At 72.4% G+C, this 14,198-nt stretch carries 13 protein-coding genes; 10 read left to right on the forward strand and 3 right to left on the reverse strand.

Going from position 1 to position 14,198, the window contains the following annotated elements:
• Positions 1-54 precede the first annotated feature (54 nt).
• Both ACZ4EG_RS18495 and ACZ4EG_RS18500 read left to right on the forward strand, forming a co-directional pair.
• The gene (locus tag ACZ4EG_RS18495; RefSeq protein WP_467791287.1) at positions 55-1,569 is read left to right on the forward strand and encodes a 3-hydroxyacyl-CoA dehydrogenase; all 1,515 of its coding nucleotides are present in this window, start codon (positions 55-57) and stop codon (positions 1,567-1,569) included.
• A complete protein-coding gene (locus tag ACZ4EG_RS18500; RefSeq protein WP_390708276.1) occupies positions 1,566-2,156 on the forward strand; it encodes a TetR/AcrR family transcriptional regulator in 591 nt (196 codons plus the stop codon). The genes ACZ4EG_RS18495 and ACZ4EG_RS18500 overlap by 4 nt, the downstream gene beginning before the upstream one ends.
• 9 nt (positions 2,157-2,165) lie before the next feature.
• Here ACZ4EG_RS18500 and ACZ4EG_RS18505 read toward each other — a convergent pair whose 3' ends face one another.
• Positions 2,166-2,666: an Lrp/AsnC family transcriptional regulator gene (locus ACZ4EG_RS18505; RefSeq protein WP_453547052.1), complete on the reverse strand. Its 501-nt coding sequence runs from the start codon at positions 2,664-2,666 to the stop codon at positions 2,166-2,168.
• 175 nt (positions 2,667-2,841) lie between these two features.
• Here ACZ4EG_RS18505 and pdhA point away from each other — a divergent pair, with 175 nt between their 5' ends.
• The 7 genes from pdhA to ACZ4EG_RS18540 are packed head-to-tail and all read left to right on the forward strand — an operon-like array spanning position 2,842 to position 10,906.
• Complete coding sequence (gene pdhA, locus ACZ4EG_RS18510) at positions 2,842-3,978, forward strand: pyruvate dehydrogenase (acetyl-transferring) E1 component subunit alpha (protein ID WP_453547055.1); 1,137 nt, start codon at positions 2,842-2,844, stop codon at positions 3,976-3,978.
• A complete protein-coding gene (locus tag ACZ4EG_RS18515; RefSeq protein WP_467791288.1) occupies positions 3,975-4,979 on the forward strand; it encodes an alpha-ketoacid dehydrogenase subunit beta in 1,005 nt (334 codons plus the stop codon). Before pdhA ends, ACZ4EG_RS18515 begins: the two co-directional genes overlap by 4 nt.
• Positions 4,979-6,379, forward strand: a complete 1,401-nt coding sequence (locus tag ACZ4EG_RS18520; RefSeq protein ID WP_467791289.1) for a dihydrolipoamide acetyltransferase family protein — start codon at positions 4,979-4,981, stop codon at positions 6,377-6,379. Before ACZ4EG_RS18515 ends, ACZ4EG_RS18520 begins: the two co-directional genes overlap by 1 nt.
• Before the next feature lie 60 nt (positions 6,380-6,439).
• A complete protein-coding gene (locus tag ACZ4EG_RS18525; protein WP_467791290.1) occupies positions 6,440-7,414 on the forward strand; it encodes an NTP transferase domain-containing protein in 975 nt (324 codons plus the stop codon).
• Positions 7,411-8,784: a molybdopterin molybdotransferase MoeA gene (locus ACZ4EG_RS18530; RefSeq protein ID WP_467791291.1), complete on the forward strand. Its 1,374-nt coding sequence runs from the start codon at positions 7,411-7,413 to the stop codon at positions 8,782-8,784. The genes ACZ4EG_RS18525 and ACZ4EG_RS18530 overlap by 4 nt, the downstream gene beginning before the upstream one ends.
• The gene (locus ACZ4EG_RS18535; RefSeq protein WP_467791292.1) at positions 8,772-9,878 is read left to right on the forward strand and encodes a potassium channel family protein; all 1,107 of its coding nucleotides are present in this window, start codon (positions 8,772-8,774) and stop codon (positions 9,876-9,878) included. The genes ACZ4EG_RS18530 and ACZ4EG_RS18535 overlap by 13 nt, the downstream gene beginning before the upstream one ends.
• Positions 9,879-9,925: 47 nt before the next feature.
• Positions 9,926-10,906, forward strand: a complete 981-nt coding sequence (locus ACZ4EG_RS18540; protein WP_467791293.1) for an NAD(P)H-quinone oxidoreductase — start codon at positions 9,926-9,928, stop codon at positions 10,904-10,906.
• Between the two features lie 35 nt (positions 10,907-10,941).
• Here the strand turns inward: ACZ4EG_RS18540 and ACZ4EG_RS18545 are convergent, their stop codons facing one another.
• On the reverse strand, positions 10,942-11,511 hold the full coding sequence (locus ACZ4EG_RS18545) for a hypothetical protein (protein ID WP_467791294.1): 570 nt from the start codon (positions 11,509-11,511) through the stop codon (positions 10,942-10,944).
• Between the two features lie 163 nt (positions 11,512-11,674).
• On the opposite strand from ACZ4EG_RS18545, the gene ACZ4EG_RS18550 reads away from it, so the two are divergent.
• A complete protein-coding gene (locus tag ACZ4EG_RS18550; RefSeq protein WP_453547072.1) occupies positions 11,675-12,211 on the forward strand; it encodes a bacterial proteasome activator family protein in 537 nt (178 codons plus the stop codon).
• Between the two features lie 87 nt (positions 12,212-12,298).
• On the opposite strand, the gene ACZ4EG_RS18555 is transcribed toward ACZ4EG_RS18550, so the two are convergent.
• Positions 12,299-13,933, reverse strand: a complete 1,635-nt coding sequence (locus tag ACZ4EG_RS18555; protein ID WP_467791295.1) for a protein kinase domain-containing protein — start codon at positions 13,931-13,933, stop codon at positions 12,299-12,301.
• Positions 13,934-14,198: the final 265 nt, after the last annotated feature.

The following is a 14,198-nucleotide window of genomic DNA, read 5'->3' on the forward strand; positions in this document are numbered from 1 at the left end:
GGACAAGGGGGCCTGCCGCATCTGTGGAAAACCCCGTGCGGGAGGATCGCGCACATGACAGCACTGGACCTCAGCAGCCCCGTGGCCGTCGTGGGCACCGGCACCATGGGCCAGGGCATCGCCCAGGTCGCGCTGGTCGCGGGCCACCCCGTGCGCCTGTACGACGCCCTCCCCGGGCGGGCCCGGGACGCGGCCGAAGCGATCGGCGCCCGCCTCGACCGGCTCGTCGAGAAGGACCGGCTCGCCGCCGCCGACCGCGACGCGGCCCGAGCGCGCCTGCTGCCCGCGGAGGGGCTGGCCGAACTCGCGGACTGCGCGCTGGTCGTGGAGGCCGTCCTGGAGCGGCTGGACGTCAAGCAGGAGCTCTTCCGCGCGCTGGAGGACATCGTCGCGGACGACTGTCTGCTCGCCACCAACACCTCGTCCCTGTCGGTGACGGCCATCGGCGGCGCCCTGCGCAACGCGTCCCGCTTCGTGGGCCTGCACTTCTTCAACCCGGCCCCGCTGCTGCCGCTGGTCGAGGTCGTCTCCGGGTTCTCCACCGACGTCACGTCGGCCACGCGCGCGTACGAGACCGCCCGCGCCTGGGGCAAGACGCCGGTGGCCTGCGCCGACACCCCCGGCTTCATCGTCAACCGACTCGCCCGGCCCTTCTACGCCGAGGCCTTCGCCGTCTACGAGTCCCAGGCCGCCGACCCGGCCACCATCGACGCGGTGCTGCGCGAGTCCGGCGGCTTCCGGATGGGCGCCTTCGAGCTGACCGACCTGATCGGGCAGGACGTCAACGAGTCCGTCACGCACTCCGTGTGGCAGTCCTTCTTCCAGGACGTCCGCTTCACACCGTCCCTGGCCCAGCGGCGCCTGGTCGAGTCCGGCCGGCTGGGCCGCAAGTCCGGGCACGGCTGGTACGACTACGCCGACGACGCCGAGCGCTCCGAGCCGCAGACCGCCGACAGGGCGACGCCGCCCGCCTACGTCGTCGCCGAGGGCGGCCTGGGCCCGGCGGCCGAACTGCTGACCCTGACCCGCGAGGCGGGCATCCCGGTCCGCGAGGAGGAAGAGGACCACGGCACCCGGCTGGTGCTGCCCAGCGGCGGCACGCTGGCGCTGGCCGACGGGCAGACCTCCGTCGAGTTCCGCGACGTCGTCTACTTCGACCTGGCGCTCGACTACCGCAGGGCCACCCGCATCGCCCTGTCCGCCTCGAAGGACACCGCGCCGCAGACCCTGTCCGAGGCCATCGGCCTCTTCCAGGCGCTCGGCAAGGACGTCAGCGTCATCGGCGACGTCCCCGGCATGATCGTCGCCCGCACGGTCGCCCGGATCATCGACCTGGCGCACGACGCCGTCGCCAAGGGCGTGGCCACCGAGGAGGACATCGACACCGCGATGCGCCTCGGCGTCAGCTACCCGCTCGGCCCCTTCGAGTGGAGCCGCAGGCTCGGCCGCGACTTCGCCTACGACCTCCTGGACGACCTGCACCTGCGCGACCCGTCCGGACGCTACGCGCCGTCCCTCGCGCTCTACCGCCACGCGTACGCCACCGAGAAGCGGGAGGGCACCCCATGACCACCGCCAAGCGCGACACCTACACCCCCGAGTCGCTGCTCTCCGTCGCCGTCCGGGTCTTCAACGAGCGTGGCTACGACGGCACCTCCATGGAGCACCTGTCCAAGGCGGCCGGCATCTCCAAGTCGTCGATCTACCACCATGTCGCCGGCAAGGAGGAACTGCTGCGCCGCGCCGTCAGCCGGGCGCTGGAGGGGCTCTTCGGGATCCTCGACGAGGAGCACGCGCGCGTGGGGCGCCCCGCCGACCGCCTGGAGTACGTCGTGAGGCGCATGGTCGAGGTGCTCATAGCCGAGCTGCCCTATGTGACGCTGCTGCTGCGCGTGCGCGGCAACACCGACACCGAGCGGTGGGCCCTGGAGCGCCGGCGCGACTTCGACCACCGGGTCGCCGAGCTGCTGAAGGCGGCGGCGGCCGACGGGGACGTCCGCGGTGACGTGGAGGTGCGCCTCGCCACCCGGCTGGTGTTCGGGATGATCAACTCGGTGGCCGAGTGGTACCGGCCGGACGGGCGGGGCGCCAGCGACCGGGAAGTGGCCGACGCCGTGGTGCAGCTGGCCTTCGGAGGCCTGCGCCGGGCCGGATGAGCCGGCAGGTCAGCCCTCGGGCTCCAGGTCCTCCTCCTCGAACACCAGCAGGGTCCGTGTGCTGAGCACCTCCGGGATCGCCTGGAGCCGGGTGAGGACAAGCTCGCGCAGCGCCCTGTTGTCCGGCGTGTGCACCAGCAGCAGCACGTCGAAGTCGCCGCCCACCAGCGCGATGTGGGAGGCGCCCGGCAGCTGTCTGAGGTGCTCGCGCACCGTGCGCCAGGTGTTCTGCACGATCTTCAGAGTGATGTACGCCGATGTGCCCTGCCCCGCGCGCTCATGGTCGACGCGGGCGCGGAAACCGCGGATGACACCGTCCTCGACGAGACGGTTGATGCGGGCGTAGGCATTGGCGCGGGAGACGTGGACGCGCTCGGCGACGGACCGTATCGACGCACGGCCGTCCGCCTGGAGGATCTGCAGGATGTCCCGATCAATGGCGTCGAGCGGGCGCGGGGGCGGCAGGACGACGCCGGCTTCCGGGCCCTCGGCCATTTGTTCAGATGCCATGTCCCCCCGCCTTCCCGCCGTGGACGTACTGCGTTCATTCCAGGTTGTGGAGAACCGTTTGTCCACAGCCTGGAGGCGCCTGTAGCCAAAATGTGCCGACGACCGAACAATCGGTAGGTGAGGCGAGTCACAGGGGACGCGCCTCCCGTAGCCACTCCCACGAGGAGGTGCCGTCATGACGGTCATGGAGCAGCGGGGCGCGTACCGGCCTTCGCCGCCGCCCGCCTGGCAGCCCCGTATGGACCCCGCGCCACTGCTGCCCGACGCCGAGCCGTACCGCGTCCTCGGCACCGAGGCTGCGGCGAAGGCCGACCCGGAGCTGCTGCGCCGGCTGTACGCCCAGCTGGTGCGCGGCCGTCGTTACAACGCGCAGGCCACCGCCCTGACCAAGCAGGGCCGCCTCGCCGTCTACCCCTCCAGCACCGGCCAGGAGGCCTGCGAGGTCGCCGCCGCGCTGGCCCTCCAGGAGCAGGACTGGCTCTTCCCGAGCTACCGCGACACGCTCGCGGCCGTCGCTCGCGGAGTCGACCCCGTCGAGGCACTCACCCTGCTGCGCGGCGACTGGCACACCGGCTACGACCCGCACACGCACCGCGTCGCCCCCCTGTGCACCCCCCTCGCCACCCAGCTGCCGCACGCCGTGGGCCTTGCCCACGCCGCCCGTCTCAAGGGCGACGACGTGGTCGCGCTCGCCCTGGTCGGCGACGGCGGCACCAGCGAGGGCGACTTCCACGAGGCGCTGAACTTCGCCGCCGTCTGGCAGGCGCCGGTCGTCTTCCTGGTCCAGAACAACGGCTTCGCGATCTCCGTCCCGCTCGCCAAGCAGACCGCCGCCCCCTCCCTGGCCCACAAGGCCGTCGGGTACGGCATGCCGGGCCGCCTGGTCGACGGCAACGACGCCGCGGCCGTGCACGAGGTGCTCAGCGACGCCGTACGGCACGCGCGCGCGGGCGGCGGCCCGACCCTCATCGAGGCGGTGACGTACCGCATCGACGCCCACACCAACGCCGACGACGCGACCCGCTACCGCGGTGACGCCGAGGTCGAGGCCTGGCGCGAACACGACCCGATCCAGCTGCTGGAGCGGGAGCTGACCGCCCGCGGGCTGCTCGACGAGGACGGCATGCGGGCCGCGCGCGAGGACGCCGAGGCGATGGCCGCCGACCTGCGCGAGCGCATGAACCGGGATCCGCGGCTCGACCCCATGGACCTGTTCGACCACGTGTACGCCGAGCCCACCCCGCAACTGCGGGAGCAGCGCGCTCTGCTGGCGGCCGAGCTCGCGGCCGAGCAGGAAGGCGGTCACCGATGACCACCGTCGCCGTCAAGCCCGCCACGATGGCGCAGGCCCTCACGCGCGCGATGCGCGACGCGATGGCCGCCGACCCCACCGTGCACGTCATGGGCGAGGACGTCGGCACGCTCGGCGGTGTCTTCCGGGTCACAGACGGGCTCGCCAAGGAGTTCGGCGAGGACCGCTGCACGGACACCCCGCTCGCCGAGGCGGGCATTCTCGGCACGGCCGTCGGCATGGCCATGTACGGACTGCGCCCGGTCGTGGAGATGCAGTTCGACGCCTTCGCCTACCCGGCGTTCGAGCAGCTCGTCAGCCATGTCGCCCGCATGCGCAACCGCACGCGCGGCACCATGCCGCTGCCGATCACCATCCGCATCCCCTACGGCGGCGGCATCGGCGGCGTCGAGCACCACAGCGACTCCTCCGAGGCGTACTACATGGCCACTTCGGGCCTCCATGTCGTCACGCCCGCGACCGTCGCCGACGCCTACGGACTGCTGCGCGCAGCCATCGCCTCCGACGATCCGGTCGTCTTCCTGGAGCCCAAGCGGCTCTACTGGTCGAAGGACACCTGGAACCCGGAGCACCCGACAGCCGTTGAACCGATCGGCCGTGCCGTGGTGCGGCGCGCGGGCCGCAGCGCCACGCTGCTCACGTACGGCCCGTCCGTCCCCGTCTGCCTCGAAGCCGCCGAGGCGGCCCAGGCGGAGGGCTGGGACCTCGAAGTCGTCGACCTGCGCTCCCTGGTGCCGTTCGACGACGAGACGGTCTGCGCCTCGGTGCGCCGCACCGGACGCGCGGTCGTCGTGCACGAGTCGGGCGGATTCGGCGGACCCGGCGGCGAGATCGCGGCCCGGGTCACGGAGCGCTGCTTCCACCACCTGGAGGCGCCGGTGCTGCGTGTGGCCGGGTTCGACATCCCCTACCCGCCGCCGATGCTGGAGCGGCACCACCTGCCCGGCGTCGACCGGATCCTGGACGCCGTGGCGCGTCTGCAGTGGGAGGCCGAGGGCTGATGGCACAGGTGCTGGAGTTCAGGCTCCCCGATCTCGGGGAGGGGCTCACCGAGGCGGAGATCGTCCGCTGGCTGGTGCAGGTCGGCGACGTCGTCGCCGTCGACCAGCCGGTCGTCGAGGTCGAGACGGCCAAGGCGATGGTCGAGGTCCCCTGCCCGTACGGCGGCGTGGTCACCGCCCGCTTCGGCGAGGAGGGCACGGAACTTCCCGTGGGCGCACCGCTGCTGACGGTGGCCGTCGGATCGGCCGCCCCCGCCGGTGAGACCGAGGGTTCGGGCAATGTGCTGGTCGGATACGGCACGTCGGAGGCGCCGGCGCGGCGCCGCAGGGTGCGTCCGGCACCGGTCCCGTCCGTCACGCGCAACGGTGCGAGCGGCGCCCCGGGCGCAGCGTCCGACGCGGCGGTGTCGAGCGGTACGACCGCAGCGAACGACACGACCGCAGCGAACGACACGACCGCAGCGGTCGGTACGACCGCCGGGCACGCGGGCACCGCGTACGCCGGCGGCCCTGTTCCCGTGATCTCCCCGCTCGTCCGCCGGCTCGCTCGTGAGAACGGTCTCGACCTGCGGCAGCTCGTGGGTTCCGGCCCCGAGGGGCTGATCCTTCGGGCGGACGTCGAGGGCGCGCTCAGGGCCAGGACCGCGCACGCCGTCCCCGCGGCCCAGCCCGCGTCGGCCGTCCCCGCGGCCTCCTCGGCGCCGAGCGCCGCAGGCATCCGCATCCCCCTCAAGGGCATCCGCGGCGCGGTCGCCGACAAGCTCTCCCGCAGTCGTCGGGAGATCCCGGACGCCACCTGCTGGGTGGACGCGGACGCCACGGAGCTCATGCGCGCGCGGACGGCCATGAACGCGGCCGGAGGACCGAAGATCTCCCTCCTCGCGCTCCTCGCCCGGATCTGCACCGCCGCTCTCGCCCGGTTCCCCGAGCTCAACTCCACGGTGGACCTGGAGGCCCGCGAGATCGTCCGGCTGGACCAGGTGCACATCGGGTTCGCCGCGCAGACCGAGCGCGGGCTCGTCGTGCCCGTCGTACGGGACGCGCACGCGCGGGACGCGGAGGGGCTGACCGCAGAGTTCGCGCGGCTGACCGAGGCCGCGCGGGCCGGGACGCTGACACCCGGGGAACTCACCGGTGGGACCTTCACGTTGAACAACTACGGGGTGTTCGGCGTCGACGGCTCCACACCGATCATCAACCACCCCGAGGCGGCCATGCTCGGCGTCGGCCGCATCGTCCCCAAGCCCTGGGTGCACAAGGGCGAGCTCGCCGTGCGGCAGGTCGTCCAGCTCTCGCTCACCTTCGACCACCGGGTGTGCGACGGCGGCACGGCGGGCGGCTTCCTGAGGTACGTGGCGGACTGTGTGGAACGGCCGGCGGTGCTCCTGCGCACCCTGTGACCGGATCCCTGTGATCGGGGAGGCATTCCCTGTGATCAGGGAGGCACGCATACTCGGAGGGTGACCGCCTCCGAGCCCGCCGCCCCCGGCCCCGACGTGCCGTACGACGGCGTGCCCGCATACGCCGATGTGCCCGACGACGCCGCGTCGTACGCCGATGTGCCCTACGACGCCGTCGTGCTCGCCGGTGGTGCCGCCCGGCGCCTCGGCGGGGTGGACAAACCCGCCGTGCGGGTCGGCGGGCGCCCGCTGCTCGACCGGGTGCTCGCGGCCTGCGCCGGAGCGCGTACGACCGTCGTGGTGGCCGAACCGCGGCCGACCGCCCGTCCGGTGCGGTGGGCCCGAGAGGAGCCGCCCGGCGGCGGACCGGTCGCCGCGCTCGACGCCGGGCTCCGGCGGACCGCGATCCAGGATGTCCCCGCCGAGTTCACCGTGGTGTTCTCCGCCGACCTGCCCTTCCTCGAAGAGGCCACGGTGCGCCGGCTGGTGACGGCCCTGCGCACCAGGGGCGCCGAGGGCGCGTTGCTCATCGACGCGGACGGCCGCGACCAGCCGCTCGTCGCCGCGTACCGTACGGCCGCCCTGCGCCGTGAGCTCGCGGCGCTCGCGGACCGGCACGGCGGCCTCGTCGGGCTGCCCCTGCGCCGGCTGACCGGCGCGCTCGACCTCACCCGTGTCCCGGACCCGCTCGCGTCCTTCGACTGCGACACCTGGGACGACATAGCCACCGCCAGAGCACGCATCAGGGAGCATGGGTACGTGTTGGATGAATGGATCTCCGCAGTCAAGGACGAACTGGGCATCGACCTGGACGTCGACACCGGCGTCCTGCTCGACCTCGCGCGCGACGCCGCCCACGGAGTGGCCCGCCCCGCAGCCCCGCTGACCACCTTCCTCGTCGGCTATGCGGCCGCGCAGGGCAAGGGCGGCCCCGAGGCGGTCGCAGAGGCCGCCCGCAAGGCGACGGCTCTGGCGCTGCGCTGGGAGGAAGAGAACGGCTCCCCGCAGCCCGCCCCGGGCCCGGACGCCGGATGACCACCCACGGCAGCCGGGCCGGCGCACACACCGAGGACACCGACGACCTCGACGTCGAGGAGGCGCTCGCCCTCGTGAGGAAACCCAAGGAAGACCGCGGTCCCGCCCAGGGCGGCCACGTACCCGTGCCCGCGTTCGACGCCGGGCGCGCCTCGGACGACGCTCACCACAAGGCCACCCCCTGGCCCAGGGCCCGCGAGATCGCCGCCCGTGCCGCCCGCTCCGGCGCCCGCCGCGCCCCGGTCTCCGTGCCGCTCGGCGACGCCCTCGGCCTGGCCCTGGCCGCCCCGCTCGACGCGCTCACCGACCTCCCCTCCTTCGACACCTCCGCGATGGACGGCTGGGCGGTCGCCGGACCCGGCCCCTGGGCCGTACGGGAGATGGGCGTTCTGGCCGGGCACGCGCAGCCGGAGCCGCTGACGGACGGGGAGGCGGTACGGATCGCGACCGGTGCCCGTGTCCCGCCCGACACCACGGCCGTCCTGCGCAGCGAGCACGGCCGCATCGACGCCAAGGGCCGTCTGCACCCCACCCGGGAAGTGGGCCACGGCCAGGACATCCGCCCCCGTGGCCAGGAGTGCCGCAGCGGCGACCAGTTGCTGCCCGTCGGCACCCTCGTCACCCCGGCGGTGCTGGGCCTCGCCGCGGCCGCCGGATACGACATCGTCACCGTGATCCCCCGCCCCCGTGCCGAAGTGCTCGTCCTGGGCGACGAGTTGCTCACCGAAGGGCTCCCGCGCGAGGGGCTCATCCGTGACGCGCTCGGCCCGATGCTGCCGTCCTGGCTGCGCGCGTTCGGCGCCGACGTCACCTCGGTACGCCGGATCGGTGACGACGCCGAGGCCCTGCACAAGGCCATCACCTCCTCCGACGCCGACCTCGTCGTCACCACCGGCGGCACCGCGTCCGGCCCCGTCGACCACGTCCATCCCACCCTGCGGCGCATCGGCGCCGAACTGCTCGTCGACGGCGTCAAGGTGCGCCCCGGCCACCCCATGCTGCTGGCCCGCACCAAGGAGAACCAGCACCTCGTCGGCCTGCCCGGGAACCCCCTCGCGGCCGTCTCCGGCCTGCTCACGCTCGCCGAACCCCTGCTGCGGACCCTCGCCGCCCACCCGGCCCCCGAGCCCTACACGCTGCCGCTGCGGGAGACGGTGCACGGGCATCCGTACGACACCCGGCTCATCCCCGTGGTGTTGCGCGGCGACGGTGCCGCGCCGGTGCACTACAACGGCCCGGCGATGCTGCGCGGCATCGCCGCCGCCGACGCGCTCGCGGTCGTACCACCTGGTGGCGCCAAGCAGGGGCAGGAGACGGAACTCCTCGACCTGCCCTGGGCGAGCGCCGGAATCGGGGTGTGTTTCACGTGAAACTTCCGGGTCATGACGCCATAGCCCGCCAGGCGGGCGAACAACTGGTGACCCATCAGGTGAAGCTCCCGAAGAAAGTGGTGGAGCGCCCGATCCGCCAGGTCGCCAAACGACTGGCGATGGCCCTGCTGGTACTGGTCGCGACTGCGTTGATCGTCTATGCCGACCGTGACGGCTACAACGACAACTCCGATGGCTCCGTCGATCTCCTCGACGCGTTCTACTACGCGACGGTCACCCTCTCCACCACCGGATACGGCGACATCACGCCGGTCGGCGACGGTGCCCGGCTCACCAACATCTTCGTCATCACGCCCCTGCGTGCGCTGTTCCTGATCATTCTCGTCGGCACCACGCTGGAGGTGCTCACCGAGCGCACCCGTGAGGAATGGCGCCTGAATCGCTGGAGGTCCACCTTGCGCGACCACACCGTCGTCATCGGCTTCGGCACGAAGGGGCGGTCGGCGATCCAGACCGTGCTGGCGACGGGGCTGCGGAAGGACCAGGTCGTCGTGATCGACCCCAGCAGCACGGTGATCGACGCCGCGACGGCCGACGGCTATGCGGGTGTCATGGGCGACGCGACACGCAGCGAGGTGCTGAAGCGGGCCGAGGTGCACAAGGCCCGGCAGATCATCGTCGCGCCGCAGCGCGACGACACGGCCGTCCTGGTCACCCTCACCGCCCGGCAGCTCAACCGCAGCGCCAAGATCGTGGCGGCGGTGCGCGAGGAGGAGAACGCGCCGCTGCTCAAGCAGTCGGGCGCGGACGCCGTCATCACCAGCGCCAGCGCGGCCGGCCGGCTGCTCGGCCTGTCCGTGCTCAGCCCCGCCGCCGGCATGGTGATGGAGGATCTGATCCAGCAGGGCAGTGGCCTCGACCTCGTCGAACGCCCGGTGGTCAAGGCCGAGGTGGGCCGGGGGCCGCGGGACATGGACGACCTGGTGGTGAGCGTCGTGCGCGGGCACCGGGTGCTCGGTTACGACGACCCGTCCATCGGTACCCTCCAGTTGACGGACCGTCTGATCACGATCGTCCGTGTGACACCGGGTGCGCAGGTCACCCCGGACCTGCGGCCGTTGCCACGGGACTGAGCGGGCCTCACCCGAAGGCCACCGCGGTCAGGGGTAGCGTCGGCGTCATGCATGCGATCACGATTCCCGAACCTGGTGGGCCCGAGGCGCTGGTGTGGGACGAGGTCCCCGATCCGGTGCCCGGCGAGGGCGAGGTGTTGGTCGAGGTGGTGGCCGGCGCCGTCAACCGGGCCGACATCCTGCAGCGGCAGGGCTTCTACAACCCGCCTCCCGGCGCGTCCCCCTATCCCGGCCTGGAGTGCTCCGGCAGGATCGCCGCGCTCGGTCCCGGGGCCTCCGGCTGGGCCGTCGGCGACGAGGTGTGCGCGCTGCTCTCGGGCGGCGGCTATGCGGAGAAGGTCGTCGTCCCGGTCGGGCAGTTGCTGCCGGTCCCCAAGGGCATCGACCTCACGCAGGCCGCTGCGCTGCCCGAGGTGGTCTGCACGGTCTGGTCGAACGTCTTCATGGTCGCCCATCTGCGCCCCGGTGAGACGCTGCTCGTGCACGGCGGCTCCAGCGGCATCGGCACGATGGCCATCCAGCTCGCCAAGGCGGTCGGGGCGAAGGTCGCGGTCACGGCCGGTACCAAGGAGAAGCTCGAACGCTGCGCCGAGCTGGGTGCCGACGTGCTGATCAACTACCGGGAGCAGGACTTCGTCGCCGAGATGGAGCGGGCCACGGACGGTGCGGGCGCCGACGTCATCCTCGACAACATGGGCGCCAAGTATCTGGACCGCAATGTCCGGGCCCTCGCCGTCAACGGCCGTCTCGCGATCATCGGCCTGCAGGGCGGCGCCAAGGGCGAGCTGAACATCGGCGCGCTCCTGAACAAGCGGGCCGCGATCAGCGCGACCTCGCTGCGGGCCCGACCGCTCGCCGAGAAGGCGGCCATCGTCGCGGCCGTGCGCGAGCATGTGTGGCCCCTGATCGCCGCCGGTCACATCCGCCCGGTCGTGGACCGCGAGCTGCCGATGTCCGAGGCCGCCGAGGCTCACCGGGTGGTGGAGGCGAGCGGCCACGTCGGCAAGGTCCTGCTGATCGCGCGGTAGCGCCCGGCGTCCCGGCGCGGCCGGCAGGGCGGGTCTCAGCCCCTGCGTACCCGTAGGGCGACGAACGCCAGGCCCAGCCCCAGCCCGATGAGGACCAGGCCGCTGCCCAGCGGCAGGATCTGCAGAACGGGCTCGGCGGTGGACTCGCCCCCGTGGGCGCCGTTCTGTTCCGCGGGCCGTACCGGGGGCGCGGAGGGAACCAGCCCGGCCTCCTGGGGCGACGCGGAGGACGCCGTGCTCGGGGTCGCGAGGGCGCTGGCGTCGCCGTCCTCGCCGGGATCGTCCGCTTCCTCCTGGGACTCGGTCTCGTCGCCCTCGACCTCCGCGGCGGGCTCCTCCGGCCGCCCCGGCCGCTCGTGCCCCTCACCGGCCCGGCTCCCGGCCCGGGACGGCTCGGGCGAGGCCGCGGCCGAAGCGGAGGCGGTGGGGCCGGAGCCGGCGGCCGAGGCCGACACGGACCCGGAGGCGGCGACCGTGGGGGCGGGCGAGCCCGGGGGCGAGGACTCGGCGCCGTACGAGGGCACGGCGCCGCACGGAACGGCCACCGTACCGAGGACGAACGGCAGCCCCGCGGCTCGGAGAGTGAAACGCAGCCATGGAGTCACAGCGGTGACCTCCTGGAACCCAATCGCCAAGATCGACAGAAATAAGCCTCACATTTATGAAGCATCCCGGCATTCCGGATTCCGCCGACGGGTCTAAACGGTGGATCAGGCCCCACGGGGGGCACCACGGTGATGAGGTGTAGGGGTGCGAGAGAATGGCGGCATGGAGATGCCGAGGAACGAAAGGTCGCCGGAGAATCCCCAGATCCTGGTCCTGGGCCAGGACGGGATGGCGCTCGGTGGCACAGGAGGCGAGGACTCCCGCGAGACGCCGGTGACGGATCAGGTGGAGCAGCCGGCCAAGGTCATGCGGATCGGCAGCATGATCAAGCAGCTGCTGGAGGAGGTGCGTGCCGCTCCGCTGGACGAGGCGAGCCGGGCCCGGCTCAAGGAGATCCACCGCAGCTCGGTGAAGGAGCTGGAGGACGGGCTCGCCCCGGAACTCGTGGAGGAGCTGGAGCGGATCTCGCTGCCGTTCATGGACGACGTGACGCCGAGCGACGCCGAGCTGCGCATCGCGCAGGCTCAGCTGGTCGGCTGGCTGGAGGGGCTCTTCCACGGGATCCAGACGACGCTGTTCGCCCAGCAGATGGCCGCCAGGGCCCAGCTGGAGCAGATGCGCCGCGCCCTCCCGCCGGGCGCGAGCCACGACGGCGACGACCCGCGCGCGGGCGGCCGCACGGGCGGCCCGTACCTGTAGCCCGTACCCGCGAGAGCCCGGCAACCGGCCCGTACACAAGAGGGCCCGGCAAAGGATGCCGGGCCCTCTCTCATGCGCTCGTCGGGCTCAGCCGGTCGGCGGGTTGCCCGTGGAGACGTAGACCTGGATCTCGACGTTCTTCGGGTCGACGTCCGAGTCGGGGGCGGGGAGCTGGTTGATGACCGTGCCATCGCCGTACGTGTTCTCGTCGACCGGCACCGTCTTCACGGTCCAGCCCGCGGCCTGTGCGCAGGCCTTGACCGACTTGATGTACTTGAAGCGGAAGTCGGGGAGCTGGATCTTCTTGGGGTCGTTGTACGACTCCTGCGGCTCCGTGCACTCTGTGGTCTCGATCGTGCGCGACGTGTCCGGCCCGCGGTAGCCCGCCGCGTGGGGCGCCGGGGAGGACGCGCTCGCGCTGCTGCCGCCGCCCCCAGTGTTGTCGTCGCTGCCGTTGTTCAGGACCAGCGCCACGATCAGGCCGACGACCGCGACCAGGGACACCGCGATCGAGCCGATGATCACCGGCTTGTTGCTCTTGGAGCCGCCGGGGGACTGGACCGAGGTCTGGGGCGAGATGGTGTAGGGCGGCGGGGTCGACGGGGCCTGCTGCCCGTACCCGACCGGGGCAGGGGTCTGGTAGCCGCCCTGCTGCGGGTAGCCGTACGCCGGGGACGGTGTCGGGGTGCCGTACGGGTTCGGGGCCGGGGTCGGCTGGTACGGCGTCTGTACGGGACCGGTGGGCGCCGGGGTCGCCTGGTCGACCGGCGGGAACACCGCGGAGCCGACGCCGGCGCCGCTCTGCGCGGGCGTGCCCGGCACGATGCTCGGCGGGGTCGCCTGGACGGAGGCGGCGACGCGCAGGCACTCGTCGCGCATGGTCTCGGCGGACGGGAAACGCTCGTTCGGGTTCTTCTTCAGCGCGCGGGCGACCAGCGCGTCCACGGCCGGCGGCAGCGCGCGGTTGATCGACGAAGGAGCCACCGGCTCCTCCTGCACATGCGCGTAGGCGATGGCCAGCGGGGAGTCCGCGTCGAACGGCAGCCGCCCGGTGACCAGCTGGAACAGCATGATGCCGACCGAGTAGAGGTCGGAGCGGGCGTCCACGCCCCGGCCGAGGGCCTGCTCGGGCGAGAGGTACTGCGGGGTGCCGACGACCATGCCGGTCTGCGTCATGGAGGTGACACCGGACTGCATGGCGCGGGCGATGCCGAAGTCCATCACCTTGACGACGCCGCGCTTGGTCGTCATCACGTTGCCGGGCTTGATGTCGCGGTGGACCAGCCCCATCTCGTGGCTGATCTCCAGGGCCGCCAGCACATCGGCGGTGATCTTCAGCGCCTTGTCGACGGGCATGGCGCCCTGCTGCCGGACGTCCTCGTCGAGGACCGAGCCCAGCGGGCGGCCCTCGATGTACTCCATCACGATGTACGGAGTGGTCATCCCGTCCAGGTCGTCCTCGCCGGTGTCGAAGACGGAGACGATATTGGTGTGCGTGAGCTTCGCCACGGCCTGGGCCTCGCGGCGGAACCGCTCACGGAAGGCCTGCTCACGGCCCAGCTCGGTGTGCAGTGTCTTGATCGCGACTTGGCGGTCGAGCACCGCGTCGTACGCCAGGTGAACCGAGGCCATGCCGCCCTCGCCGAGCAAGTCGCGCAGTTGGTAGCGGCCGCCGGCGAGCGCCCGCCCCGCATACCGGCCGTGTGCGCCGTCCTGGCTCATCTTTCCCTGTCCCCCACTAGGCTCTCAGGCGCCGTCGTTGACCGGTTGTTGTTGATCGAATGTGTCATTCCCGGCCAAGTCTGCCCGAGGGCACTGACACGTCAAGCGCGGTGCCCGTTCCGTGACCGTACGCGAAAGAAGCGTCGCGGAAGCGTTACAGCGGCCGTACGCGCACTCCACAGAATTTGCACGACAGCGCGTGCTACGGGTTTGATGACCGGCCGGTCCGGGGCCGGTCCCTGTGCCCAACGCGGACCGGCGGCTT

The sequence above is a fragment of the Streptomyces sp. NPDC025638 genome (genome assembly GCF_055558775.1).